The organism is Methylomonas sp. MED-D, from assembly GCF_050276835.1.
GTDB lineage: Bacteria > Pseudomonadota > Gammaproteobacteria > Methylococcales > Methylomonadaceae > Methylomonas > Methylomonas koyamae_A.
This window is the reverse complement of record NZ_CP189965.1, coordinates 5,003,987-5,029,544: the sequence shown is the minus strand read 5'-3', so window position 1 is coordinate 5,029,544 and position 25,558 is coordinate 5,003,987. Positions and strand designations below refer to the sequence as shown.

The following is a 25,558-nucleotide window of genomic DNA, read 5'->3' as shown; positions in this document are numbered from 1 at the left end:
GCTTACTCGCAAAAAAAGCGGCGATGTTCCAGGACCGGAAACGACGCTCGGGTTTTTTCCAGACGGCCACGGTCCACGTCGCCGCTGACGAAGCCGGGGCCGGTTTTATAGCAATCCAGCACGACGCCCCAGGGATCGACGAACATGCTGTGGCCGTAAGTTTGTCGGCCGTTCATATGAAAGCCGCCCTGGTTGGGGGCTAAGACGTAGCATAGGTTTTCGATCGCGCGCGCCCGCAGCAGAACCTCCCAATGCGCCGCGCCGGTTTTGGCGGTGAAAGCGGCCGGCAACACCAGAATGTCCATGCCCTTGCGCGCCATCGGCCGAAAAAACTCCGGGAAGCGTAGGTCGTAGCAGACCGCGATGCCGATCTTGCCGAACGGTGAATCGATCAGGCAAGGGGTTTCGCCGGCCTCGATGGAATCCGATTCGCGGTAGACCTCGGCCGAATCCGGCACGTTGACGTCGAACAAGTGTACCTTGTCGTAGCGGGCTACTCGCTCGCCCTTCTCGTCGAACACCAGGCAGGTGGCGCGCACCTTGTTGGCGGCTTCGCCGAATACCGGTATCGTGCCGCCGATCAGCCAGATCCCGTATTTTTTGGCGGTGGCGGCGAGGAAGTCCTGAATGGGGCCGCTGCCGTCTTGTTCGCCGACCTTGATCTTGTCGGTCTCGTGCATGCCCATGATCGCGAAATTTTCCGGCAGCGCGACCAGTTTAGCGCCGGCCTTGGCGGCCTCGGCGATCAGTTTGTCGGCTTCGAGCAGATTGGCGCTGACTTGCGGCCCGGAGGCCATTTGAATGGCGGCACAGATAGTCATGTTGTCCTTGTTGTTCTAATTGTTTGGCGAGGAGATTGGCGGTATCGCGTTATTTTGTCAGATCGTTCAGCCACTCGAAGCCGGTCAGACTGCGCCAGGCCTTTTTCACCAGACCGTCTTGATCGTGCAGCGGTGTGACTTCAACATTGCCCCAAGGGCCGGCGAGTTTGTATTGGGAGCCGAAGAAATAACCTTCTTTATAATCGTCGGTAACCACTTGCGTAATCATCGCGGCAATCCCGCCCACGATTGTACCAGCTATGGGCAAGGCGTCGGAACTCTTGGGTATTACCGCGACGCGATGGTCCACGGTCTTTTTGGCGAGATCGGCGGTGCCGGCCAAACTAAGCTTCGCGGCCACGCCGTCGATGACTAGATCGTCGGTGTAGGCTTGGGCGTTGCTGAAACGGAAATGGCCGGTAATCCGGTCGAAGGCAAAGCCCTGGCGGTAAACGTCGCTGAAATCCAGGCTCAAGCGTTTGGCCCATTGTTCCATCGCAATCAGGCCCAGCAGTCGGCCGAAGCCAGGCTCGATGCTGGAAATCCGGCCGTCGCTGAGGTCGATTTGGACGGTGCCGTCGAAGCCGGCCAGCGAAAACTGATGCGGCGCGCCGCTCCAGCCGCCGTTGATACTGATGTCGGCATGGGTTTCCTTGATTTCATCGGTGTAACCCAGTTCGGTCAGAAATTGGCCGAAACCGTCGGTGGTCAAGCGGCCGCTCAATTGGGTGACGCTGGCGCCGGCCAATTTGGTCCAGTCCGCGCGGAATTCCATGGTCCGGCCGCCCTTGTTGAGCTGGATCTGCTTGAAGTGCATGCCTTGCGGACGGCGTTCGCTACGCAATTTCAATTTGCCCAGATCGACGCCGCGCCAGAGCAATTGCTGGCTGTCGATTTCGATCAGCGGCAATTCGGTGACGACATCTTCGGCGGCGTCGAAATCCAGTTGATCGGCCGCCGACAGATTCAAATAATCCATGTTCAACACAAAACGTTCGCCGCCGCCGCGCAGGTTGGGAATATTCAGCTGACCGCGGGCGAATTTGCTGTCGATACTGCCTTGCCAACCTTGATCGCGACGGGTCAAACTGCAATGAAAGGGTCCGATGTCGCGGCCCTGCCAGATCAATTGTTCGGTGGTCAGACCAATCTCCCGCAACGGCGGCAGGCGCTGCTGTTGCTCGCTGTCGCCGAAGGCGGCCAGGGCTTCGGACAATTTAAAGGTCGGTCGGTCGATGTCCAGCTTCAGACCGGCGGCCGGATAGGGCTCGGCTTGGCTGCCACCATAGACGACATGGCCGGCATATAGCCGATTCTGCTTGGTGTCTATCGTTAGCGCCAAGCTCAGATCCTGACCGTAGCGGATGTCCAGCGGCAGGCGGTCGCCGCTGTCCAAACGAAAATTCAGCGCGATCGGCAGACTCTGTTCGGCCGATTTGGCCAGCCAGTCGGGACCGTTGACGGCGACGCCTTGTAAGTCGCTGGTGATCGTCAAGACCGACGGGCGTTCGGCGGCGTAGGGTATCAGCAAATCGGCCCTGTAACGGAATGTCCCGGCGGCGCTTTGGTTTTTCAGGAAGGCGAATTGCTTTTGCAATTCGGCGGTACCAGTGGTCCCGTCTAAGACCAGTCGGGTACTGCTTTGGTCGTGACTCAAAGTACCGCGAATCGGGTGGCCTAGCGCGCGGGCGTCCAGGCGTTCGCCGCTAGCGCCGTCTTCGCTGAAATGCAGAACGCCGTTGATGTCGGAGATCGCCAGCGCCACCGAATTCAACGTTAATTTCGCCTCGGTCAAATGGGCGGCGACCTCGGAGACGGTCGGTTGGTTCTCGTAATACGGGATCTTCAGATCCAGGTCGACGCGGACCTCGCCTTCGGCGCTAAAGGCCTTGACCAGCGGATCGACCTTGCCGTGCAACGGCGTCTTTTGCAGATAACTCAGGCCGGCCGCCAGCTTGCCGCCGACCCGGCCCCACACGTAAACCGCCTCGCTATTGGCCAAATCGGGTATCGCCACGACCGCTTGGCTTATGTCGACCTGTTCGCTGTGCCCGCCGTCGATGGCCACCTGCAAGTCGGCGCCGAGAAACTGCACGTCGGCGTGTACGTCTTGCAGATGCGGCCAATCCTCGTTGATCTGAATTTCGCCGCCGTCGATCGCGAAGACTGTTTCGAAACGGCCGTTACCTTGTTCGAACGGAAAATCCGCCAGACGGCCGGACAAGACCATTTCGCCGCGTTCGATCCGGCCGGCGACGAAGGCGTCGTCCAGCCAGGCCACCGCGTCCTGGCTCATGACTTTGGCCGGGAGATACAGCGGTACTTTGCCGATGTCGTTAAAGTCGCTGAAGCGGGTACGCATCGCCAGCGTCGGGCTATCGCCGTTTTTAGGCACGAGTAGGTCGAATGCGCTGGCGGTGCGCATATCGGCGTCGATCATCAGATCGGCGCCGTGGATTTGCCAGGCGTCGGCGGTTTGTCGCCAGCTCAGACTGCCGTCGAGGTTATGCAAAGTCAACGGATTGCGGAACAGCGCCGGTGCGTTCAACAAGACTTCGTGGCCGTTCAGTCGCAGGTGGCCGCCGGCATCGGCGATCGAGAACGTGCCGTTCACGGATTGGAGTTGCGGAAATACGTCGGCTGCTTCACTGCCCAGCTCGGTAAAGTCGCCGTGCAAGGCATAGCGGTCGAAGTTGGCGTCGGCGTAAAAGCCGACTTGCCGCAGAATCCCGTGCGGATTGATCTTCAGCCATTGGGCCTGCCTATCGTCGGCCGGGGTCCAGGCGGCGGCCAAGTGCATCAGCGCTTGCAAGTCGATCCTTTCTATTAAACCGGACAACGCGCCGTCGGCATTGCGGCCGACGCAGAATTCGGCGTTCGGCCAACGTTGGTGCTTGGCGACGAGATTGACGTCGTAGCCGCACCAGCGTTGGCTGCCGGCCTCGTCGCGCCAAACGAAGTTACCTTCCAGCGTGTCGAGTTGCAACGCCGCGCCTTGCGGACGGCTGAGCTGGATTTGTTGCGCCTGCGCATAGCCGGCGATCCGGTAAGGTAGCGCGTGGCGCCATTCGCTCCAGATTCGGAAATCGCCGGAACCGGAGTTCAGCCTCGGGCCTTCGGGAAATGCGTCGTTCAGCCAAGCCGGGCCTTGCAGATTGTCGGCTTCGAGGTAAAGGCTGCCGTCTATTGTGTCCGGCTGGAACGGATTGCCTGTCAGCCGCGCGGAAACCCGCAGTCGGTCGCCGTGGCTTTCCGGCAGTTTCGCCAGCAGATGGACTTCGTGATTGGCGCCGTCGGCGGTGTTTTTAATCAGCAAATCGAAGTCGTCGACGGCAACTTTCGGGCTGCCGCGTTTCAGGTCTTGCCAAGTCAGCTGGCTTTGCAGTATCTCGTACTTTCCGCCTTGCAACAGCCACAGCGGTTGTTCGTCGCTGCTCGGCAAGCCCTTGACAGCCAGGCTGCCGTCGCTGTTGCGAATAATGTCCAGCTTGGCGCCGACCAAGCTGACCCAGCCCGAGGCCATCGGGTCCTGGCTGAACAGCCAGGCCAGCAGATCGATGCCGATCCGGATTTCCCTGAGGCGGATGGCCGGCCGGGCCGCCGAGTCGGCCGAATCGACGGCAATGTCGATCAGTTTCAACTCCGGGCTGAAACCGCGCATGTTCGCATCCAGCCGGCCGATATGCACGGCGATGCCGGCCGCCTCCCGGATGCGCCGTTCCAGCTCCGGTTTATAGTCGGCGATGTCGGTCAGCCAAATCCGGAAGGCGCTGAGCACCAGCGCCGCCGTTATCAGCGACCAGAATAGCAGATGCCGACTCGCGCGGCTGACGTGTCGAATCACCAAGGCGACGGCCTATAACAGCACCACGTCGTAGTGTTCCTGATTGTATTCGGCTTCGGCGCGAATCTTGATCGCCACCTTCAGAAACATTTCCAGTTCGGCCAGCATGTCCGCCTCTTCGTCGAGCAACATTTCGACGACCTGCTCGGAGGCCAACACTAGAATTTGCTGAACCGAATATTGGCGCACCACTCGGATAATCTCGCGAAAGATTTCCAGACAAATCGATTCGGCGGTTTTCAGCACGCCGCGTCCGCCGCAAGTGGAGCAAGGCTCGCAGAGGATGTGTTCCAGGCTTTCGCGGGTGCGCTTGCGGGTCATTTCCACCAGACCCAGTGCCGAGACCTCGGTGATTTTGGTCTTGGCGTGGTCTTTGTCGAGGTTGCGCTGTAGGGCCTGGAGCACTTGTTTTTTGTGCTCGTCGCTCTGCATGTCGATGAAATCGATGATGATGATGCCGCCCAGATTGCGCAAGCGCAGTTGTCGGGAAATGGTCTGCGCCGCCTCCAGATTGGTCTTGAAGATGGTTTCTTCCAGATTGCGTCCGCCGACGTAGCCGCCGGTATTCACGTCCACCGTCGTCATCGATTCGGTTTGGTCGAATACCAGATGTCCGCCGGATTTGAGTTTGACCTTGCGATCCAATGCTTTGCTGATCTCGTCCTCGACATTGTAAATGTCGAACACCGGCCGCTCGCCGGAATAGTGCTCGATGACCGTGACCACTTCCGGCACGAAGGTTTCGGCGAATTCGACCATGCGCAGATAGGTTTCCTTGGAATCGACGCGGATTTTCTCGATGCCTTCCTTGTACAAATCGCGCAGGGTGCGAACGCTGAGCGGCAAGTCCTCGTGGATCAGGGTCTTGACCTTAGCTTTTTGACTTTTTTCCAGGATGGATTCCCAGAGCTTGTGCAAAAAAGTCATGTCCGAATACAGAATGGCTTCCTCGACGCATTCTGCGGCGGTGCGGGCGATAAAGCCGCCCGGCACGCTGTGTTTTTGCTGATAGGACTCGATACAGGCGCGCAGACGGCCACGTTCGGCTTCACATTCGATGCGTTGCGACACGCCGGAGTTGCCCGCGTAGGGCATGTAAACCTGGTAGCGCGACGGTATCGAAATATCGGTGGTCAGCCGGGCGCCCTTGTTGCCGATCGGGTCCTTGGTGACCTGGACCACCAGTTTCTGACCTTCCTTCAGATAGTGTTCGATGTTTTCCGAGGCCTTCTCGGCCAATTCCTGGCTGCTGAAATCCGACAAATGCAAAAATGCCGCCCGTTCCAGGCCGATGTCGACGAAGGCGGCCTGCATGCCCGGTAGTACCCGACAAACTTCGCCCTTGTAGATATTGCCGACCAGGCCTTTCTGGCGCAGCCGCTCGATGATCAATTCCTGCAAGACGCCGTTTTCGATGACCGCGACCCGGGTTTCCGGCGGCGTCACATTAATTAAAATTTCTTCGCTCATGGGAGGATGGTAATGCCTTGTTGGGCCAGTAATTGGGCGGTTTCGAACAGTGGCAAACCCATCACGCCGGAGAAACTGCCGGCCATCGATTCGATAAACGTGACGGCCAAGCCCTGTATGGCATAGGCGCCGGCTTTATCGCATGGTTCCCCGGTTTGCCAATAGGCGACGATTTCCTGGTGGCTGAGCGGTCGAAAACGCACCTCGCTGACGCTGATGGCTTGCCAATGCCGATCGCCGCGTAGCGACACCGCGCTGAAAACCTGATGGGTACGGCCGGACAGCCGGCTCAGCATCTCGATCGCGTGTTGCAAGTCTGCGGGCTTGCCGAGGATGCGGCCGTCCAGGATCACGCTGGTATCGGCCGCCAGAATCGGCAGGCCGGAACGGTCTACAAGCCGGCAGGCTTCGGATTTTTCGGCGGCGACCCTGGCGACATAAGCATCCGGTGCTTCGTGGGGCAGCGGTGCTTCGTCGATGTCGACCGAGACGACGCGGTGGCGCACGCCGATTTGCTTCAGCAATTCGCTACGGCGCGGCGAGGCGGAGGCGAGAATGATTTGTGGGCTCATGGTCAGCGGTGGTAAGGATGGTGGTTGAGCAGACTCCAGGCCCGGTAGATTTGTTCGGCCACGACGATGCGTACCAGCGGGTGGGGAAAGGTCAACGGCGACAGGCTCCAGGATTCCTTGGCGACGCTTTTGACTTGCTCCGACAGGCCCTCCGGGCCGCCTACCATCAACGCTACCGGTTGGCCGTTGCCCAGCCAGCGTTGCAGGGCTTGCGCCAAATCCGAGGTGGCCCAGGGTTTGCCGGGGATATCCAGGGTCACGACGTGAGCTCTGGGCGGCAACGCCGCCAGCATCCGCTCGCCTTCGTCGCGGGCGATACGAGCAATGTCGCCGCTTTTGCGCTTATCCGGCGCGATTTCCCGCAAGACCAGTTCGCATTCGCGCGGCAGGCGTTTGGCGTATTCATTATAACCTTGCTGTACCCAGTCCGGCATCTTGTTGCCGACTGCTATCAGGTGAATTTGCATCGTGGTTTGAGGCGGACACCGAGGACGCGGTGGCGGCCTGCGCGGGGTTAAAAAGTAGCGTCGCCCGTGGGCCACGCCAGCCGGCTAGAGTACACGAAGCCGCCGGATTTTTAAACCGAACGGCCGATTCCGGCGCCGAGCCGGCCCGGAAAACGGCCCAAGCCGCGAATTCAGGCTGGTCAAGCCGGCCCGGCTGCCTTTAGAATGGCCGGAATTGGACTTCAACCACCACCTCGAAATGGCGATTTTAAGCGCGTTGCTGTGGACCCCGGCGCTAGGGGCGCTGATGTTGGTACCGGTTTCCGGCGACCGTGTCAGGCTGATCCGCATCCTCGGCAACCTCGTGAGTCTTTGCGCGCTGGCCTTGGCCGGCAAGCTGTTGTTGGATTTCGACGCCGGCGACAGCGCGATGCAATTCGGCGAATTCTATCCGCTCAATCCCAAGCTCGGCAGCGCCTACGCGCTCGGCATCGACGGTTTGTCGCTGCCGATGCTGGTCTTGGCCACCTTGCTGACCGCGATTGCGTTGCTGGCTTCGGTGTCGGTCAGCGACGGCGTCAAGGGTTATCATATCTGCGTGTTGCTGCTGGAATTCGGTATGTTGGGCGTGTTCATGGCGCAGGATTGGGCGCTGTTTTACATTTTCTGGGAAGTCACGCTGATTCCGCTCTACTTCCTGATCGATCGTTGGGGCGGCAAGCGCCGCCACGCGGCCAGTCTCAACTTCGTGTTGTACACGATGGGTGGGTCGGTATTCATGTTGCTTAGTCTGCTGGCGATCAGCGAGTACGACCTGGAAAAGCAGGGTTCGCTGATGGCGGCAATGGGTCAGGCGGCGCAAACCATGCCGGTGGTCGAGCAAGTTCTGGTTTTGCTGGGTTTCTTGATCGGCTTTGGCGTCAAAATGCCGATTTTCCCTCTGCATGGCTGGTTGCCGCTGGCGCACGTCGAAGCCCCCAGTCCGATCAGCATTCTGCTGTCCGGTATCCTGCTGAAGATGGGCGCCTACGGTCTGATCCGGTCGTGCGTGATGCTGCCGGTCGCCGCCCAATTGCTGCAGCCGGCGTTGCTGTTCCTGGCCTTGTTCGGCATGCTCTACGGCGGCTTGCTGGCTTGGCGGCAGACCGACATCAAGGCGATGGTGGCCTATTCGTCCTTGAGTCATATGGGCGTGGTGCTGCTGGGCATCGCGGCGTTGAATCATACCGGTTTCACCGGCGCGATTTTGCAGATGACCGCGCACGGCCTGATCGCCGGCGCCTTGTTCCTGCTGGTCGGACTGCTCTACGAACGCACCCATACCCGTCACCTGCCGGACTACAGCTCGCTGGTCCAGGTCATGCCGCGTTTCGCGGTGTTTACGACGCTGACCTTGCTGGCGGCGATGGGCTTGCCGGGCTCGGTCGGATTCGTCGCCGAGTTGCACACGCTGATCGGCGGTTTCCGGCAATGGGGCGGCTTGATGGTGTTTTTCAGCCTGAGCATCCTGATCAGCGCCGCTTACGCGATGCGCACCGTCGGCCTGTTGTTTACCGGACCGGTCAAGCCGCAAATGCGCGAGATCGCCGATTTGCGGCCGGTCGAAATGCTGGCGTCCGGGGTGTTGGTCGGTGGCATCGTCGCGTTGGGTTTGCTGCCGGCGCCGCTGATCGAGTTGTCCAGCGTCACGGTGGATAGAATGTTGGCGGTGATAGGAGAGCGCCTGCCGTGAATTGGATAGTCTCTCCGGCCGGCCGCGTGGATCGCCGCCCTGCCGTTTTCCGGATTTAAGCCATGTCAGCCTCCACCGCCGCCGGCCGGGAGCCGCGCCAAATCGTTCTGGACGCCATTGCCCATCTCGATCACGTGTTGCCCGGCCAGGCGCCGATCCACGATTTCGTCCACCACAACACCCTGCACGGTTTTCAACATCTGCCGTTCGAACAGGCCTTGGCCGAATTCACCGCACTGACCGGTATCGATTGTTATCTACCGATCGAGCGCTTTCGCGAGTTTTACCGGCAAGGGCGGATTTCCGACGCCGAATTGGACGCCGAACTCGCCCGCCATTTCGGCGACGACATCGAATCGGTGATCGCCCGTAGCGGCGGCCGGCCGGTCACGCTCCGCGCGTTGTACCGCTTGGCGCTACTGGAAGACATCAGCCCGGTGTCCCCGGCGCAATGGTCCTGGCAGGTCGGCGAACTGGGTGTATTGGCCGAGCCGGAAGCCGCTGCCGCTTGGCGGGCGCTGCTGGCGATTCTGGAATTGCGCGAACCGCAACTGCATGCCGAGGATTTGCTGGATTTGAGCGCCGAGCAGGCCGAAGATTGGCTGAGCGGCGAAGGCGATTTGCGGCAACGGGCGGCTGGCGTCGTTGACGAGTGCTTTGCCCGGATCGGTCACGGCTTGAGCTTACGCGGTTTGCTGGCGGCGCTGACCGGTGTCGATGTGCTGGATCAGGTGCGCCCGATATTAATCGGACTGTGCGCCTCCTGGCTGGACGAAGGTTTGGCGGCCTGGCAGTTGCCCGACCGCGAGGGATTGGGTTTATATCGGGCCTGGCGGCGCAATTTGGCTTTCGATCCTAGCGGTTTTTTTCACGATCTCGACGATTGGGACGATATAGTCGCGGCCCTGCCGGACGATGCCGCCGATGCGGTCGTTCAGCAACTGCAAGCCCTGGCGATACCGGAACAGCGCTGGTCCGGTTATCTGCAACGCTTGGCGCTGGAACTGCCGGGTTGGTCCGGCTTGATCAATTGGCGGCAGACCCATCCCGGCTACCGGGACGGCGCGGCTCGCCCGGAATTGGCTGACTACTTGGCCCTGCGCTTGATTTTGGATCGGGCCTTTCTGCAAACCCATTGTCGGACCCTGTGGCACTGCGATGCCCGCTACGACAAATTGGCGGGTTATTTCGGCAAGCACGTTTACGAATTTTTCGTGCGCGATGCCTTATTCGGCGGCGGCTTGCCGGAATATCTGGTGCAAGCCTGTCAGGTGCAGATCGCCGACGGCGGCCGCGATAAGTCGGCTTGGCAAGGGCTGGCGGAGCGGATCCGGACTTGGCAACGCAGCCCGCTGGCTGCGGTAGGCGGCGGCTTGGCGGTTTACGATCACGGCTGGCGCTTGTGGCGGATTTGCCGGGCCTTGGGGTTGAACGCCGCCGAGATCGCGCAGTTGAGTAAGGCCCAGTTGCTGCATTGGCTCAGCGCCAGCGACGGGTTCGACGACAGCGCCCGGCGCCGGGTCTGGTTGGGGGCCTACGAACGCCATTACCGCGATCAGGTGTTGCAAGCACTGCACGCCAATCGGCGACGCGGGCGCTGGGCGCGCCGCGAGCACCGTCCCGCCGCGCAAATCGTGTTTTGCATGGATGATAGAGAGGAAGGCTTCCGCCGCCATCTGGAGGAACTGAATCCGGACGTCGAGACCTTGGGCGCGGCCGGATTTTTCGGGGTGCCGATGAATTACCGGGGCTTGGACGATGCGGCCAAGACGCCGTTGTGTCCGGTGGTGGTCGTGCCAGCCCACGATGTCGAGGAACAAGCCGCGCCGGGCACCGCGCCGCTTAGGGCGAGCCGGCATAGGGCCGGCGGCGGAGTCGTGCGCGGTCTCGCGGATTTTATACACCACCGCTTGCGCCGCGATCCCTGGCTGGCTTATCCGGCAATCAACGCGATGGCGCCGTTGACGCTGGCCGGCTTGGTCGGCAAGACCCTGTTTCCCAGGACTCAACAAAATTTGCTGGGCGTCGCAGCCAAAATCGTCGCGCCGGATCTGAAGACTCGACTGAATTTTTCCGCGACCGAGCCGACCCCGGCCACGCCGGAGCAGCCGAGACTGGGGTTTACCGACCTTGAGCAAGCCGAGCGGGTCGCCGGTTTTTTGCGCAATACCGGCCTGACCTACGGCTTTGCCGAATGGGTGGTGTTGATGGGCCACGGCTCGATGAGTCGCAACAATCCGCATCTGGCCGCTTACGACTGCGGTGCGTGCAGCGGCCGGCACGGCGGGCCGAACGCGCGTTTGTTCGCGGCGATGGCTAATCGTGCCGAGGTGCGGCTGCTGTTGGCGGAACGCGGCATCGTCATTCCGCCCGATACCTATTTCATTGGCGCCGAGCACAATACCTGCGACGAAGACATCGCTTGGTACGATCTGGACGGTTTGCCGGCCGAGCGCCGATCGGATTGGCTTAATCTGAACGAGCAATTACGCCATGCCCAACGCATGTCGGCCCACGAACGCTGCCGAAGGCTGGCGTCGGCGCCGCGCCGGCCCAGGCCGGCTCAAGCGCTGCGGCATTTTTTGAACCGCGCCGCCGATTTTTCGCAAGCCCGGCCGGAATTGGGCCACGCCACCAACGCGGCCGCCTACGTCGGTCGGCGCGCGGCTAGTCAGGGCGCGTTTTTCGATCGGCGCTTGTTCTTGATTTCCTATGATCCGACCCAGGACCCGAGCGGCCAAATTCTGGAAGGTATTTTGCTGGCGGTCGGCCCGGTCGGCGCCGGCATTAATTTGGAATACTACTTTTCCACGGTCAACAACGAGCGGCTGGGTTGCGGTTCCAAGGTGCCGCACAATCCGACCGGTTTCTTCGCGGTCATGGAAGGCGCCGGCAGCGATTTGCGCACCGGTTTGCCCAAGCAGATGATCGAAATTCACGAGGCGATGAGGCTGCAACTCGTGGTCGAGGCCAAGATCGGCGTGCTGACCGAGATCTACCAACGGCAGGACGGTCTGCGGGAATTGATCGGTGGCGGCTGGGTGCATCTGAGCGCCCAGGACCCCGATAGCGGGGAGATTTTCGTGTTCGAGCGCGGCGACGGCTTCGTGCCGTGGCAGCCGTTGCCGGACGAATTGCCGATCCGGGAAAATTCGCCGGATTGCTACCGCGATGCCGTTGAGCCGGTGGCGCCGATGCTGATCCGGCAAGCGGGAGTCGAGCGATGAGCGCGTATTGGTTGGCCTTGGTACCGTTGTTGCCGCTGTTGTCGGCGCTGGTGATCGGCGCTTTACAGTTCGGCGGCGCGCTGAGCGGCGATGCCGGCGAAAAAGTCACGGCCCGATTGGCTTTGCTGGGGATAGGCGCGGCGACGCTGCTGGTGTTGGCGCTGGCCTGGAATGCTTGGCCGGCCGGGCTGGACGCACAGGCCTACGGCGACTGGCTGCGGCTGGGCAAGATCAGTATCGGTCTGGAGCTGGCCGGCGACCGGTTCCGCCTGGCAGTGGCCGGGGTGTTCGGTATTTTGCTGTGGGTGACGCTACGTTTCTCGGTCAATTATATGCACCGCGAGGCCGGCTTCCACCGCTTCTTCTTCCTGCTGAGTTTGTTCTCGGCGGCGATGTTGTTGCTGGTGCTGGCCGGCAATGCCTTGCTGACCTTCGTCGGCTGGGAACTGGCCGGCTTGTGTTCGTATTTGCTGATCGGCTATGCCTACGACAGGCCGATCGCGACCGCTAATGCGTTGCGGGTATTCGTTACCAATCGGATCGGCGACGCCGGTTTTGTGCTGGCCATCGGTCTGAGCCTGGCCTGGCTGGAAAGTTGCGACTGGCGAGCGATCAACGACGGCGCGGCGGATTTGGAAAAAGGCGACGCTTTGCTGTTGGCGACTTGTTTCGCGTTGGCGGCCAGCGTCAAGTCGGCGCAATTTCCGTTTACGTTCTGGCTGGGGCGAGCCATGGAAGGGCCGACGCCGTCCAGCGCGATTTTTTACGGCGGGGTGATGACCCACGCCGGGGTATTTTTGCTGATTCAATTGCAGCCCTTGTTCGAGCAGGCGCCGCAGGCGATGGCCCTGTTGACCGAGCTCGGCGCGTTGACCGCGCTCTACGGCTATTGGGTCGGCTTGAGTCAGACCGACATCAAGAGTTCGCAGATTTTCGCGGCGGCGGTGCAATTGGGCTTGATGTTCGTCGAATGCGGGCTGGGTTGGTGGACGCTGGCGTCCTGGCATTTGCTGGCCCACGCGGTGGTGCGCTGCTATTTGCTGCTGTCGGCGCCGTCGATTTTGCAAGCCACCGCCTGCCGGCCGACCGCGCCGGTGCCGGCTTGGCTGGCGCGGCGGCGCTGGGCGTTTTGGGTGTCGCTGCAGCGCGGCTGGTTGGAACCGGCGCTGGATCGGCTGTTCGTCAAGCCGGTGCGGCGCTTGTCCGAGGATTTAAGGTATCTGGACGAGCACGTCATCGATCCGGCCCTGGGCGCGCCGGCGCCGGCGATGCGGGCGATTTCGTCGCTGGCGCAATGGGAGGAGCGCAAGCTCGGCGCGAATTTGGACAGCGACCGCGACAGTTTCGCTTACGGCAGCGGTCTGGCCGGCAAACTGGCGCAATGGAGCGCGGCGCTGTTGGGCTGGTTCGAATATCGCTTCATTTTGCGCGGCATCGGCGGGGACAGTATTCGGTTCGGCCGGCGCTTGGGACGCGCCGCCAACCGCTTCGAGAAATTGCTGCTGAGTCCGCGCTATTTGGCGCTGTTCGTTCTGATTACGTTGATGGTGGCTCTGGGATACCGATGACAACCGATATCGTTTATTGGCAAGCCGCTGCCGCGTTGCCGGTCTTGAGCGTTCTGACCTTGTTGCCGCTGCTGACCGCGTTGGCGGTGATGGCGGCACGGCCGCCGCACGCGCTACGCCTGGCCTTCGCCGGCGCGTTGCTGAACGTGGCCTTGAGCGTTTACATGCTGTGGGTGTTCGATGCCGAAGCCCCCGGCATTCACTTGGCCGAGAGCGTCGAATGGCTGGGTCTGCATTACCGCACCGGCGTGGACGGCACCAACGTGCTATTCATCCCACTGGCGGCCATCCTGGGCTTGTTGGCCTTGGTCTATACCTTGATTACCCGCCACCGCGACGACCGTTTGTTCGTCGCCTGCCTACTCGCGTATCAGGGCATTCTGATCGGCGCGTTCAGCGCGTTGAACACCTTGCAGTTTTGGTTTTGGTGCCTGTTGGAACTGGTGCCGGTGGTGCTGCTGACCGTGTTTGCCGGCACGGGCCGCCAACGCAACCGGGTCGTCAAAGCGGTGTTGCAATACTGGCTGTCCGGACTGGCGATGAGTCTGATCGGTTTCGTGCTGCTTAGCGGCGGTCTGGCTCAGAACGGCATGCCGCTCAGTTTCGATTGGTTGGCGCTTAAGCACCACGATTTGGCGATTCCCAACGAGACCTTGATCTTCATCCTGCTGCTGTTCGGTTTCGCGGTGCGGATGCCGCTGTTTCCGTTTCACGCCTGGCTGCCGCCGTTGGCCGAGCACGGCACCGCCGCCAGCGCCGCGATCTTTCTGCACGGCATCAAGCTGGGCATCTATGCGCTGATTCGCTTCATCCTGCCGCTGGTACCCGGCGCCGCCGAGCAATGGGCGCATTTCGTGCTGACCTTGGGCTTGATCGGAATATTTTACGGCGCGTTGTTGGCGCTGATGCAGATCAACATGCGTCGGCTGGTGGCCTTCGCGGTGATCAGCCATACCGGCATGCTGGCGATCGGGGTGTTTTCGTTCAACGATTTCGCGTTGGAAGGCAGCATTCTGTTGTCGGTTGCCTACGGTCTGGCGACCGCCGGCATGCTGTTCAGTATCGGCCTGATTTACGAACGGACCCGGACTTCGTTTCTACCCCGCCTGGGCGGATTGTTCGAGACCAACACCACGCTGGCGTTGCTGTTTATGATTTCGGCGTTGAGTACGATGGTGATGCCCGGCACGCCCGGCTTCGACGCCGCGCATTTGTTGATCGAAGGCACGATAGAAGAGCACGGCTGGCTGATCGCGATCGCGATATTGCTCGGCAACGTGCTGGCCGCGGCATTTTTGCTGTGGGCGTTTCAACGCCTGTTCATCGCCCACCCGCGGCGTTGGGTGCAGCCCTACGGCAGCATACATCATCCGGTCATCAAGGAACGCATCATTGCCGTCGTGATTTGCGGCTTGTTGATCGGCACCGGCTTTTACACGACGCCGTGGTTGAAATTCATCGATCAGGAAGCCAGCGAAATCGGCGAACACTACCCCGCGCACCATAGCCACCATCGCAATACGCCGCATCATGAGTAACGGATTTCCGCTGTTATCGCTTTGTCTGTTCTGGCCGCTGTTGGGAGCGCTGCCGTTGGCGGCGCCGATCGGGCGGACATCGGCGCGGCGTTGGGCCTTGGCGGTGGCCGGGTTGGAGCTGCTGTTTTGTTTGTGGGCATTCGCGGCATTTCGGCCCGAGGACGGCGATTTCCAACTGGTCGAAGACCATCCCTGGATACCCGGCTTGAACGCTCGATTTTTGCTGGGCGTGGACGGCATTTCGATCGGTTTTCTGCCGATGACCGCGCTGGTGACCTTGGCGGCCCTGCTGACCGGCTGGAATGCGGTGCAGCGTCTGAACCGGTTTTATCTGGCGCTGCTGCTGGCCTTGGAAAGCGTGACGATAGGCGTGTTTACCGCGCTGGATACCGTGTTGTTTTTTTTGTTTTGGGAACTGACCCTGCCGCCGCTGTTTTTTTTGATCGGTTTGTGGGGTGTCGGTCCGCATCGGCGCTACGCGGCGATGAAATACACCTTGTATATGTTGTTCGGCGGCGTGCCGCTGCTGTTTGCGTTCATATTGCTGGCGACCGCCGGCGAGCCAGGCGCGTTGCCGGTGTTCGGCTTGCCGGAATTGCTCAGGTCGCCGCTACCGGCTTCGGCGCAGACGGTGGTGTTCGGCCTGCTGCTGCTGGGTTTCGCGGTCAAGGCGCCGCTGCTGCCGTTTCATACCTGGCTGCCGACCGTGGCGATGGAGGCGCCGCCGCAAATCGCCGCGTTGCTGCTCGGTTTGAAACTGGGGGTTTACGGCATTGTGCGTTTCGCGATTCCGCTGGCGCCGGCCGCCGCGTCCGAATACCGCTGGCCGCTGGCGATAGGCGGCGCGGTGACGCTGATCTACGGCGCGCTGGTCGCGCTACGGCAGACCAATCTGCGCCGCTTGCTGGCCTATGCCGGGGTCAGCCATGTCGGCATGGTGATCCTCGGTATCGCCAGTTTTAACTTGTCGGGTTTGCAAGGCGCGCTGATGCAGTTGTTGAATTTCGCCAGCGTCGCCGCCAGTTTGATGCTGATCGCCGGCATGTTGCAACAACGCCTGGGCAGTAACGACGCATTGCAGTTGGGCGGCCTGGCCAAGCCGTTGCCGCGCCTGACCGCGCTGTTCTTTCTGTTCGCGCTGTCGTCTATCGGCGTGCCGGGCGGCAACGGCTTTCCGGCCGAATTGCTGATGATTTTTGGGATTCTGCAAGCCTATCCGGTATTGGCCTTGGTGGCCTTGCTGGGAGCCGTGCTCGGCGCGGCCTATACCCTGGACTTCATCCGTAAGGGCTTTTTCGGGCCGCTAAAAGCGCCGGAATTGGCCGGATTGCGGGATTTACGCGGCAGGGAGTTGGCGGCGTTGATCGTCCCGGCCTTGTTGGTGCTGGCGCTCGGTTTGTCGCCGCAATGGCTGCTGTCCCGCCAGGAGGCCACGCTGACGGCATGGCTGTCGCGGGTGAATCCGCCGGCGCTAAGGCTCGCGCCCGTCACGGGTTTTCAGGCGCCGGCGGCGGACCGGTCGATTTAAGCCGATTTCGCGTTTGAACAAAAAGGCGGGTGAGGGTTGATTAAGCGAAGAGCTTGGAATATAGTTTTGATTCGATATTAAATGCCGAGGGTTTTCCGCCGTGTCGGGTGACCGACTGAACAAAACCGCCGGTCGAACATCTATCTCCCACCCGACACTGATAAGGAAGAGTTTTATGCATACACCCGCGAAGTTACTGTTGGAAAACAAGGCCTGGTCGCAGGAGGTTTCTTCGAAGAACCCGGAGTTTTTCAAGAATCTGGCCAAGGAGCAAAAACCCGAATTTTTGTGGATAGGCTGCGCCGACAGCCGGGTACCGGCCGATACCATCGTCAACGCCCAGCCCGGCGAAATCTTCGTCCATCGCAATATCGCCAACCAGGTCATCACCACCGACTTCAATTGCCTGAGCGTGTTGCAATACGCGGTGGACGTGCTGAAGGTCAAGCACATCATCGTCTGCGGCCATTACGGTTGCGGCGGTGTCAAGGCGGCCTTGCAACCGCAAAGCGCCGGATTGGTCATCGCCAACAAATGGCTGATGCACATCAAGGACGTCTACCGGCTGCACCAGGAGGAACTGGATTTCACCGCGCCGGACAAAAAACTGGATCGCTTGATCGAATTGAATATCGTCGAGCAGGTTTACCGGCTCGCTCATACCTCGATTATTCAGTCGGCCTGGAAACACGGCCATAAGCCGTCGCTGCACGGCTGGGTTTACGGTTTGCACGACGGTTTGATCAGCGAATTGATCAAGCTCGACCACAACACCCAAATCAATCCGATTTACCGTTACGCCGATTGAGTCACCACCGCCCATAACGAGAGAGACGCGCATGAAATCGCAAATGGATTACTATCTTAAAAATCTCGGCCAGGACGTACCGGCCAGTATCGTGGTGTTTCTGGTGGCCCTGCCGCTATGTCTGGGGATCGCGCTGGCGTCCGGCGCGCCGCTGTTTTCCGGCGTGATTGCCGGCGTTATCGGCGGGTTGGTCGTCGCCTGGGCCAGCGGGTCGCAACTCAGCGTCTCCGGCCCGGCCGCCGGCCTGACCGTGATCGTGTTCAACGCGATCGAAGCGCTGGGGAGCTTCAACGGCTTCTTGTTCAGCCTGGTGCTGGCGGGAGGCTTGCAGATGCTGCTGGGTTTTCTGCAAGCCGGTTTGATCGGCGCGTTTTTCCCGGCGGCCGTGATTAAAGGCATGCTGGCGGCGATCGGCCTGATCCTGATTATCAAGCAAACGCCGCATGCCACCGGCTACGACGCCAGCTTCGACGGCGACGAGAGTTACATGCAGGAAACCGCCGAATCCAGTTTCTTCGAACTGTTGGAAGCCTTGGAAGGCATTTCGTTGGGTGCCACGCTGGTCAGCGGGGTGGCCTTGATCATCCTGGTGATTTGGGATGCGCCGGCAATCAGGCGGATAAACTGGCTGCGCTTGGTGCCGGGGCCGTTGTTGGCCGTGGTCTGGGGCGTGTTGTTCAATCTGTGGGCGGTCGAGAATGCGCCGGCTTGGGCGATCAGCGAGCGCCACTTGGTCGCGTTGCCGGATCTCGGTAGTTTGTCAAATTTCATCGGCCAATTACGTTTTCCGGATTGGAGTTCCGTCAGCAACCCCAAGGTTTACAGCGTGGCGGTCACATTGGCGATCATCGCCAGCCTGGAAACCTTGCTGAGCCTCGAGGCGGTCGACAAGCTGGACCCGCATAAACGCGTTGCGCCGACCAACCGGGAGTTGAAGGCACAAGGCTTAGGCAACTTGCTGAGCGGGCTGGTCGGCGGCTTGCCGCTTACCGCGGTCATCGTGCGCAGTTCCGCCAACATCAACGCCGGCGGCCAAACCCGGATATCCTGCTTTTTGCACGGCGTGTTGTTGTTGGTCAGCGTGTTGTTTTTCGCCGAGTATTTGAACAAAATTCCGCTGGCTTGCTTGGCGGCGATCTTACTGCAAACCGGCTTTAAGTTGGCGAAGCCGCATTTGTTCATCGAATTCTATCGGAAGGGCTGGAATCAGTTTTTACCCTTCGTCATCACTGTCGCGGCGATCTTGTTGACCGATTTGCTGCAAGGCATCGCGATCGGCATGGCGGCCGGTATATTCTTCGTGTTGCGCGCCAATTTCCACGAAGCGATTACGTTGACACAACACGGCCAGAACTATTTGTTGCGGATGCACAAGGACGTCTCGTTTTTGAATAAAGCGCTGTTGCGTCGGCACTTAAGCAGCATACCGGACGACAGCGATTTACTGATCGACGGTACCAAGGCCTTGTTCATCGATCAAGATATTCAAGAGGCGATTGCCGATTTCCTACAGGCCGCGCCGGATCGCAACGTCATGGTAGAGTTGCAGGGGTTTAACGTGGACAACGTCGCACCCGGCTCAGGGCATTGAAGGGGCGGGCGGCAAGCCGATGTCTTCGTACCAGATGGCTGGCGACTGCTCGATAAAGCGGCGCATCAGTGCAATGCATTCAGGGTCGTTTAGTTCGACGAGTTTGACGCCGGCCTCGCGCAGCCAATCCGGGTGACCGGCGAAGTTGGCCGATTCGCCGATCACGACGGTGCCGATGTTGAATTGGCGGATTAGGCCCGAACAATACCAACACGGCGCCAGGGTCGTAACCAGGATTTTGTCGCGGTAATCGGTCTGGCGGCCGGCCTTGCGAAAAGCGTCGGTTTCGCCGTGTAGCGACGGATCGCCGTCCTGCACTCGCCGATTGCGGCCGCTGCCGAGCAGGCGGCCGTCGGCGGCAAACAACGCGGCGCCGACCGGCACGCCGCCTTCCTCGAATCCGATTCTGGCTTCATTCATAGCAACGGCCAGTAACTTTGCGTAATTCATCGGCGGCTCCACGGCGAGTTGGGGTGACGGAGTCGGCAAGTCTAGTCGAATAAGACCCGTTGCGCTCGCGGCTCAGTTGCGGGCAAACGCCACTTTGTGACCCGCGACCAGCGAGCTGGCTTGTAGGCCGGCCGACAGCGCCGGAATCGATACCGGCCGCTCGGAAGTTGCGATAAACACCAAATGCCATTCGGTGTGCTCGCCGTCGTGAACGATGGCAGTGGCACCGTCGGCGATTCGGTAACCCAGACCGGCGGCAAGCTCCCGAACCTGTTGCTCGCTGGGAATCTGGCCGGGACGGAATGTCAGTTGCACCGACGCGGAATGCCGGGAGGGCAGGATATTTTCGATATGGCCGCCCCAGATCATCGTCACCGAGGCGATCAGCGTCAGAACGATGGCGGCAAAATAAAAGCCGGACCCGCACAGGATGCCGATGGCCGACGAGGCCCAAATCGATGCCGCAGTGGTCAGGCCGCTGATGTTCAAGCCTTCCTTCATAATCACGCCGGCGCCCAGAAAGCCGATGCCGGTGACGATGCCTTGTATCACCCGAGTCGGATCGGCGGCCGGCGTCAACGGTTGCAAGCCGCCGAACCAGTAATGCGGGTAGCCGACGATGATGGTCAGGGCCGCCGACGCCATGCATACTAAGCCGTAGGTGCGCATGCCGGCGGCGCGGCCGTGAAACGAGCGCTCGTAACCGACCACCATGCCCAGCAATAGCGCGCCGACGATGTTCATCAAAATCACGACGTTGACTTCGATCTGCGGCGTGGACCAATACGAAAGCAGAATATCGGGCGAGATCGGGTTCATTGGATGTCAGGAGTAGCGGAAGACTGAGTTTTAAAACTAACCGTTGGCCGAGCGGAGTCGAAGCCGAGATAGCCGTCACTTCGCCACACTTACACCAGATAGGCCAAAACCAAGCCGGCAAATACCGCCAGCCCAAACCAATTATTGTTCAAAAACGCCTTGAAGCAGTCCGGCTTGTGAAAATAAAAAATCAGCTTTTGCTGATAGATCGCAAGACCTGCAGCCACCGTTAGACCAGCGAAATACGGCCAAGCCAGATTTTGGTCGCTGCCTATCCAGGTTAGCAGACTCAAGATGACGATTTGCAAGCCGCCGGTAATCTCCCTCACCCGTTTACCGAACAGGATAGCCGTGGATTTGACGCCGATTTTCAAATCGTCGTCGATATCGACCATCGCGTACATGGTGTCGTAGACCAAGGCCCACAGTAGGACCGCCAAGTACAGTACCCAGCCGTGCAGTGGAATATCGTTGGTCTGCGCCGCGAACGCCATCGGCACCGCGAAACCGAACGCCGCGCCCAGATAAGCCTGCGGCAAATGGGTAAAGCGCTTCATGAACGGATAACTGGCCGCCAAAAACGCGCCGATGAAGGACAGGGCTATGGTGTACCAGTTCATTAGCAACACCAAGCCGAAAGCGGTCAGGCACAATACCGCGAACACGATCAGCGCTTCCTTAGGGGTTACCTTGCCGGCGGCGATGGGCCTGAGCTTGGTTCTATCGACATGCGGATCGAAATCCCTGTCGGCATAATCATTGATCACGCAGCCGGCGGCGCGCATTAACACCACCCCCAACGTAAATACGATCAACACCAACAAATCCGGCTTGCCGTTCCCGGCAATCCACAAGGCCCACAGTGTCGGCCACAGCAAAATAAAAATACCGATGGGTTTGTCGAAGCGGGCCAGGAGCCAGTATTGGTGGAGGCGGTCTTTCAGTATTTCCATGATTCCGGGTAGTCGGTGTCGTCAGAAAGGATGTGTTTTCCAAGCATTTTAAAGCAATTTGCCAAGATAAAGCGCCTGAGAGTAGCTTGTCGGAATTTGGTAACAAATCGACGCATTGCAGGCCATTGCGTTGTCTGATTCAATAGCATAGACGTTAGCAATATTCGACATAGCGGAGATCCGCCGATGATATACAGAAAGAAAAATTATATGCCGAACATTAAGTTATCGACTTGAAGGCCATATGTCGGTGGGTATACGGAAGCTATCTAATTACTTGTTAGGTGTTCGCAATTGACCCAGTTAATTATTGATTTTTATGATGGAAACAAATTTATATTTTAGTGAACGAGAAACAGGGCTTCCACCACAAGTCGAAGAAGAAATAACAGAGCGCGCTTATCTGGGATTAGTTTCAATCATACATAAATTAATCGAAAATAACGCTTTCGGAGAAGCCTTTCCTGCAAGGTGCGGCTATCATCAGGATATATCTGGCATAAATAGAACAGCCTTTGATAATGCTCTTATTTCAGATATAGGTACAAAAGATTACGATTATATTAATTTCTATAAAGAAAAATTAAAGGTATTAGACCTGATTGAGTTTTGTTATAAATACGTTGCAAAACCAACATCAACTGGTAATGGTAGCTGTTGGAATCACGATCATTATGTTTATGATCATGAAAAAGGACAAAAAGAGTTTCGTAAATACATTAATGAGCTTTTTAAACGGCATGGGCTTGCTTATGAATTAAAAGAAAATGGACAGGTTATTCGTTTAATTCCATTTGTATTTCAAGAATCTTTGCAATCATTTTTTGATACAGGCAATGCTGAACTTAATGAATTGCTTGAGCAAGCAAAAGAAAAATATTTAAGTCCTGACCCTAATCCAACATTAAGGCGTGAAGCTTTGGAAAAATTATGGGGTGCGTGGGAGCGTCTTAAAACAATGGAAAACCCATCGAATAAGGTGAATTCAATTCAACTTTTATTTGATAAAGCTTCCAGCGAACCTAAATTTAAAGAACTACTTGATAAAGAAGGTGCTCAATTAACTAATATTGGCAACAACTTTTATATTAGGCATACTGAGTTAAATCAAACACCAATTAATTCAGGCGACCACTTTGATTATTTATTCCAAAGAATGTTTGCCATGATTCATTTGCTATTGAAGGCAAGAAAATAGCAAGCATGGCTGGAATGCTACACGCTCTTCAACAGAACTCTAAATTATTTTACGACCACACCTGACGCAACGCTCCAACGGACTCCGCTAACGCTCCGCCGCTGAGCTATGCGTTATACGGCAAAGGAAATTTCGTGGAGTATTCCGAATTAGAAAAGCTAATTGGGCGTGCCGATAGGTTTAGAAAAAGGCTTCACGAAAAACAAGGTGATGGAACCGGCTGGCCTTTTACTCTAGAAAATGGCGAAACGCATTACATATCTATTCATGGAGTTAAGTCTCCTGAAGAATTAGAAGATGATATTTCATCCATGTTTATATGGCTTTGGAATCTTAAAGATTATGTAAAGAAATATGTTGTTAAACGCGGAAAGAGCAAGGATTGGGTAGAGAATAAAGTAAATGCAGATCCATATCTATGTATATGTGCTGATTTAGCAAATGCTCTAAAGCATGGAGGTCTTGATCAAAATCCACGATTTACATCTCGTTCAGGGAAATCACCGCAGCTCGGAGTATTAAGATATCAAGTCCCACAGAAAGCAATTGGCTCGCTGTGCATCGGAGCTTATGACTTGAATGTGATGGTCACCAATCCTAAATTCGTGAATTTAGAAATGATAGTGCTCGGCGAGGATGGCAAAAAACTCGGTGACGCTTTTAAATATCTAGAGTATGCACTGAAAGCATGGGAAAAGATTGTTAGCGGTGCGGGTAAAGTCGTATAACAACCGCATTAACTCCGATCTTCGCCACGATGCGGCTCAATCAGGTTATGCAGAACGTTTTCCAGCATGCCTTCCTAGGTCGTTACGACTTCTAAACAAATTTCGGTTGCTACTTGTGAAAAATTTGCCGTTTTATATTCGAATGCTGATCTATATACGACAAAATTTTTACCTCGCGGATTTTGACGAGCGGATCATTACGGAACCGGCTAAACTTGTTATGTTTCCAACCGAATTTTGCCGGTAGCATATTGATGGACTAATGAAGAAATCAGCGTTTGGTAAGGGATACCAACATCTTGCGCGCGATTTTTAATCAATGTCACGTCGCCCAAACTCAGGCGAATAGTGACATTTTTCGATTTAGACAGATATTCTTTAGCCGCCTGTTTTGCCAAGGCAATTTCTTCATCCGCATTGATGCTGCGTACCAGTTGGTCATTTTCCAATGCGGTTAATATCGACATTTCTTCGTCATCGAACATGGTTTCCTCCTTTGTAACGTTTTTTGGCTTTGCGACTTGGAATGATGGTTTTAAGAAAAATGCCGTCTTCGTTCTGTAAAAACGGCACCAGATAAACATAATCAAGCGCCTCAACCACATAGATTTTTTGCTGCGGATACTGTACTTGATCGGGATGATCGAACACATCCAGTATGTTTCCGGCATTGATGGCCGCGATAATATCTTCAAAGCAGATACCTCGGCTTTGCTTCAGCAATTCATTTTTCTCGCGTCCAAACGTAATCATAATGTCCTTGTCTGGATACATACATTGTATTGCATTTTATTGACCGCATGCGCTAGCTGCCGGCTTTATCCTTAATCGTCTGAATAATCCCCGTCGTCGAATGCCCTTCGATAAATGACAGAATCTTCACTTCGCCGCCGTTGGCCAGTACGCTTTCGTGGCCGGCGATGCTGGTGATGTCGGTGTAGTCGCCGCCCTTGACTAGGATGTCGGGCAGTAATTGATCGATGACTTCCTTGGGGGTGTCTTGGTCAAACTCCACGACCCAGTCAACGCAGTCCAGCGCCGCCAGCATTTCCATCCGGTGTGCCAGGCCGTTGACCGGACGCTCGGGACCTTTCAGGCGTTGCACCGAGGCGTCGCTGTTGACCAATACCACCAAACGGTCGCCGAGGGTTTTGGCTTGTTGCAGGTAGCGGACGTGGCCGGGATGCAGGATGTCGAAGCAGCCGTTGGTGGCGACGATTTTTTCGCCGTTTTGCCGCGCCGCCGACCGTTCTTGCAACAAGGCCGGCAGGCTGAGTACGCCTTTTTGGTGGGCGCGCGGGCCGTGTAGCGCGTCGGCCAATTCCGAAGTATTGACGGTGGCGGTGCCCAGTTTGCCGACCACGATACCGGCCCCGATATTGGCCAGTTGCGTGGCCTCGGCCAACGGTTTTTTGGCGGCCAGGCTCGCGGCCAATACCGAGATGACGGTATCGCCGGCACCGGTGACGTCGAACACCTCGCGGGCGTGGGTGGGCAGGTGCAGCGGCGCTTCGTTCTTGCCAAGCAAGCTCATGCCGTGCTCGCCGCGGGTAACCAGCAGGGCATCCAGGCCTAGGTCGGTAATCAGATTGAGGCCGCGCTCGACGATTTGGGCTTCGTCGGCGCAGCGGCCGACCACGGCTTCGAATTCGCCGAGGTTGGGGGTAATCAACGTCGCATCCCGGTAGATCGAGAAGTCGTTGCCCTTCGGATCGACCAAGACCGGTTTTTTCAGTTGTCTGGCTAACGCGATGAATTGTTGAACCCGGTTTAGCGTACCCTTACCGTAGTCGGATAGCACGGCCACCTGCGACTGCATCAATTCCGCGTGATATAGGTGGAGCAGAGGATCGCTATCGACGGCATGAAAGCCGTCTTCGAAGTCCAGCCTGATCAATTGCTGATGACGGCTCATCACCCGCAGTTTGGTAATGGTCGGATAGCCGGGCACGGTTTGAAACAGGCACAGCACGTGGGCGGCTTGCAGCAATTGCTTTAAGGCGCCGGCGGCTTCGTCCTCGCCGGTAAAACCCAATAACGAGACTTTGGCGCCCAGCGCGGCGACATTTAAGGCCACGTTGCCGGCGCCGCCGGCCCGCTGTTCGTCGAGATTGACGTGGACCACCGGTACCGGCGCTTCCGGAGAGATACGCGAAGTGGCGCCATGCCAGTAACGGTCCAGCATCAGGTCGCCGGCCACCAGGACGCGGGCGGCGGAATAATTGGGTAATTGCATGGTGATCTGGGGCTTAACGGGAAAACGAA

Annotated in this window: 20 protein-coding genes; 9 read left to right on the top strand and 11 right to left on the bottom strand. The window is 58.0% G+C overall.

Features of this window, described 5'->3' with window-relative positions; genetic code table 11:
• Nucleotides 1-2: 2 nt before the first annotated feature.
• Genes ACQE3E_RS22400 through rlmH form a run of 5 tightly spaced genes read right to left on the bottom strand, consistent with a single transcriptional unit; the run spans nucleotide 3 to nucleotide 7,174 of the window.
• Nucleotides 3-821 carry a carbon-nitrogen hydrolase family protein gene (locus tag ACQE3E_RS22400; protein WP_064028371.1) on the bottom strand — a complete coding sequence of 273 codons (819 nt, stop codon included), beginning with the start codon at nucleotides 819-821 and terminating at the stop codon, nucleotides 3-5.
• 49 nt (nucleotides 822-870) lie between these two features.
• Nucleotides 871-4,665, bottom strand: a complete 3,795-nt coding sequence (locus ACQE3E_RS22395) for a YhdP family protein (RefSeq protein WP_313731072.1) — start codon at nucleotides 4,663-4,665, stop codon at nucleotides 871-873.
• A gap of 12 nt (nucleotides 4,666-4,677) precedes the next feature.
• Complete coding sequence (gene rng / locus ACQE3E_RS22390) at nucleotides 4,678-6,135, bottom strand: ribonuclease G (RefSeq protein ID WP_064028367.1); 1,458 nt, start codon at nucleotides 6,133-6,135, stop codon at nucleotides 4,678-4,680.
• Nucleotides 6,132-6,707: a Maf family protein gene (locus tag ACQE3E_RS22385; protein ID WP_313731018.1), complete on the bottom strand. Its 576-nt coding sequence runs from the start codon at nucleotides 6,705-6,707 to the stop codon at nucleotides 6,132-6,134. Before ACQE3E_RS22385 ends, rng begins: the two co-directional genes overlap by 4 nt.
• A 2-nt stretch (nucleotides 6,708-6,709) precedes the next feature.
• Entirely contained in the window at nucleotides 6,710-7,174 is a 465-nt protein-coding gene (gene rlmH, locus ACQE3E_RS22380) for a 23S rRNA (pseudouridine(1915)-N(3))-methyltransferase RlmH (RefSeq protein WP_064028363.1), read from the bottom strand.
• A gap of 238 nt (nucleotides 7,175-7,412) precedes the next feature.
• On the opposite strand from rlmH, the gene ACQE3E_RS22375 reads away from it, so the two are divergent.
• The 7 genes from ACQE3E_RS22375 (at nucleotide 7,413) to ACQE3E_RS22345 (ending at nucleotide 19,145) form a co-directional block, all read left to right on the top strand.
• Nucleotides 7,413-8,885: a complex I subunit 4 family protein gene (locus ACQE3E_RS22375; RefSeq protein ID WP_071160735.1), complete on the top strand. Its 1,473-nt coding sequence runs from the start codon at nucleotides 7,413-7,415 to the stop codon at nucleotides 8,883-8,885.
• 62 nt (nucleotides 8,886-8,947) lie between these two features.
• Nucleotides 8,948-12,112, top strand: a complete 3,165-nt coding sequence (locus ACQE3E_RS22370) for a DUF2309 domain-containing protein (protein ID WP_313731021.1) — start codon at nucleotides 8,948-8,950, stop codon at nucleotides 12,110-12,112.
• Nucleotides 12,109-13,680 carry a proton-conducting transporter membrane subunit gene (locus ACQE3E_RS22365; RefSeq protein ID WP_313731022.1) on the top strand — a complete coding sequence of 524 codons (1,572 nt, stop codon included), beginning with the start codon at nucleotides 12,109-12,111 and terminating at the stop codon, nucleotides 13,678-13,680. Before ACQE3E_RS22370 ends, ACQE3E_RS22365 begins: the two co-directional genes overlap by 4 nt.
• Entirely contained in the window at nucleotides 13,677-15,218 is a 1,542-nt protein-coding gene (locus ACQE3E_RS22360; RefSeq protein WP_168028518.1) for a complex I subunit 4 family protein, read from the top strand. The genes ACQE3E_RS22365 and ACQE3E_RS22360 overlap by 4 nt, the downstream gene beginning before the upstream one ends.
• Entirely contained in the window at nucleotides 15,211-16,746 is a 1,536-nt protein-coding gene (locus ACQE3E_RS22355) for a complex I subunit 4 family protein (RefSeq protein WP_313731023.1), read from the top strand. The genes ACQE3E_RS22360 and ACQE3E_RS22355 overlap by 8 nt, the downstream gene beginning before the upstream one ends.
• 175 nt (nucleotides 16,747-16,921) lie before the next feature.
• Nucleotides 16,922-17,554, top strand: coding sequence for a carbonate dehydratase (gene can, locus ACQE3E_RS22350; protein ID WP_064024003.1), 633 nt, complete (start codon nucleotides 16,922-16,924; stop codon nucleotides 17,552-17,554).
• A gap of 31 nt (nucleotides 17,555-17,585) precedes the next feature.
• The gene (locus tag ACQE3E_RS22345) at nucleotides 17,586-19,145 is read left to right on the top strand and encodes a SulP family inorganic anion transporter (RefSeq protein ID WP_281021763.1); all 1,560 of its coding nucleotides are present in this window, start codon (nucleotides 17,586-17,588) and stop codon (nucleotides 19,143-19,145) included.
• On the opposite strand, the gene ACQE3E_RS22340 is transcribed toward ACQE3E_RS22345, so the two are convergent.
• The 3 genes from ACQE3E_RS22340 to ubiA all read right to left on the bottom strand — a co-directional run bounded on the left by ACQE3E_RS22340 (nucleotide 19,134) and on the right by ubiA (nucleotide 21,367).
• Nucleotides 19,134-19,595 (bottom strand): nucleoside deaminase, encoded by a 462-nt coding sequence (locus ACQE3E_RS22340; RefSeq protein ID WP_168028512.1) that lies wholly within the window; start codon nucleotides 19,593-19,595, stop codon nucleotides 19,134-19,136. The genes ACQE3E_RS22345 and ACQE3E_RS22340 overlap by 12 nt on opposite strands.
• Before the next feature lie 72 nt (nucleotides 19,596-19,667).
• A complete protein-coding gene (locus tag ACQE3E_RS22335; RefSeq protein ID WP_313731025.1) occupies nucleotides 19,668-20,414 on the bottom strand; it encodes an MgtC/SapB family protein in 747 nt (248 codons plus the stop codon).
• Nucleotides 20,415-20,503: 89 nt separating this feature from the next.
• Nucleotides 20,504-21,367, bottom strand: a complete 864-nt coding sequence (ubiA, locus tag ACQE3E_RS22330; protein WP_313731027.1) for a 4-hydroxybenzoate octaprenyltransferase — start codon at nucleotides 21,365-21,367, stop codon at nucleotides 20,504-20,506.
• 319 nt (nucleotides 21,368-21,686) lie between these two features.
• On the opposite strand from ubiA, the gene ACQE3E_RS22325 reads away from it, so the two are divergent.
• Both ACQE3E_RS22325 and ACQE3E_RS22320 read left to right on the top strand, forming a co-directional pair.
• Nucleotides 21,687-22,565, top strand: a complete 879-nt coding sequence (locus ACQE3E_RS22325) for an AbiJ-NTD4 domain-containing protein (protein ID WP_427501095.1) — start codon at nucleotides 21,687-21,689, stop codon at nucleotides 22,563-22,565.
• A 134-nt stretch (nucleotides 22,566-22,699) separates the two neighbouring features.
• Entirely contained in the window at nucleotides 22,700-23,293 is a 594-nt protein-coding gene (locus ACQE3E_RS22320; RefSeq protein WP_313731029.1) for a hypothetical protein, read from the top strand.
• 218 nt (nucleotides 23,294-23,511) lie between these two features.
• On the opposite strand, the gene ACQE3E_RS22315 is transcribed toward ACQE3E_RS22320, so the two are convergent.
• Genes ACQE3E_RS22315 through hldE form a run of 3 tightly spaced genes read right to left on the bottom strand, consistent with a single transcriptional unit; the run spans nucleotide 23,512 to nucleotide 25,529 of the window.
• Entirely contained in the window at nucleotides 23,512-23,778 is a 267-nt protein-coding gene (locus tag ACQE3E_RS22315; protein WP_313731030.1) for an antitoxin, read from the bottom strand.
• Entirely contained in the window at nucleotides 23,768-24,067 is a 300-nt protein-coding gene (locus ACQE3E_RS22310) for a toxin (protein ID WP_313731032.1), read from the bottom strand. Before ACQE3E_RS22310 ends, ACQE3E_RS22315 begins: the two co-directional genes overlap by 11 nt.
• A gap of 31 nt (nucleotides 24,068-24,098) precedes the next feature.
• The gene (hldE, locus tag ACQE3E_RS22305) at nucleotides 24,099-25,529 is read right to left on the bottom strand and encodes a bifunctional D-glycero-beta-D-manno-heptose-7-phosphate kinase/D-glycero-beta-D-manno-heptose 1-phosphate adenylyltransferase HldE (RefSeq protein ID WP_313731034.1); all 1,431 of its coding nucleotides are present in this window, start codon (nucleotides 25,527-25,529) and stop codon (nucleotides 24,099-24,101) included.
• Between the last annotated feature and the right edge of the window lie 29 nt (nucleotides 25,530-25,558).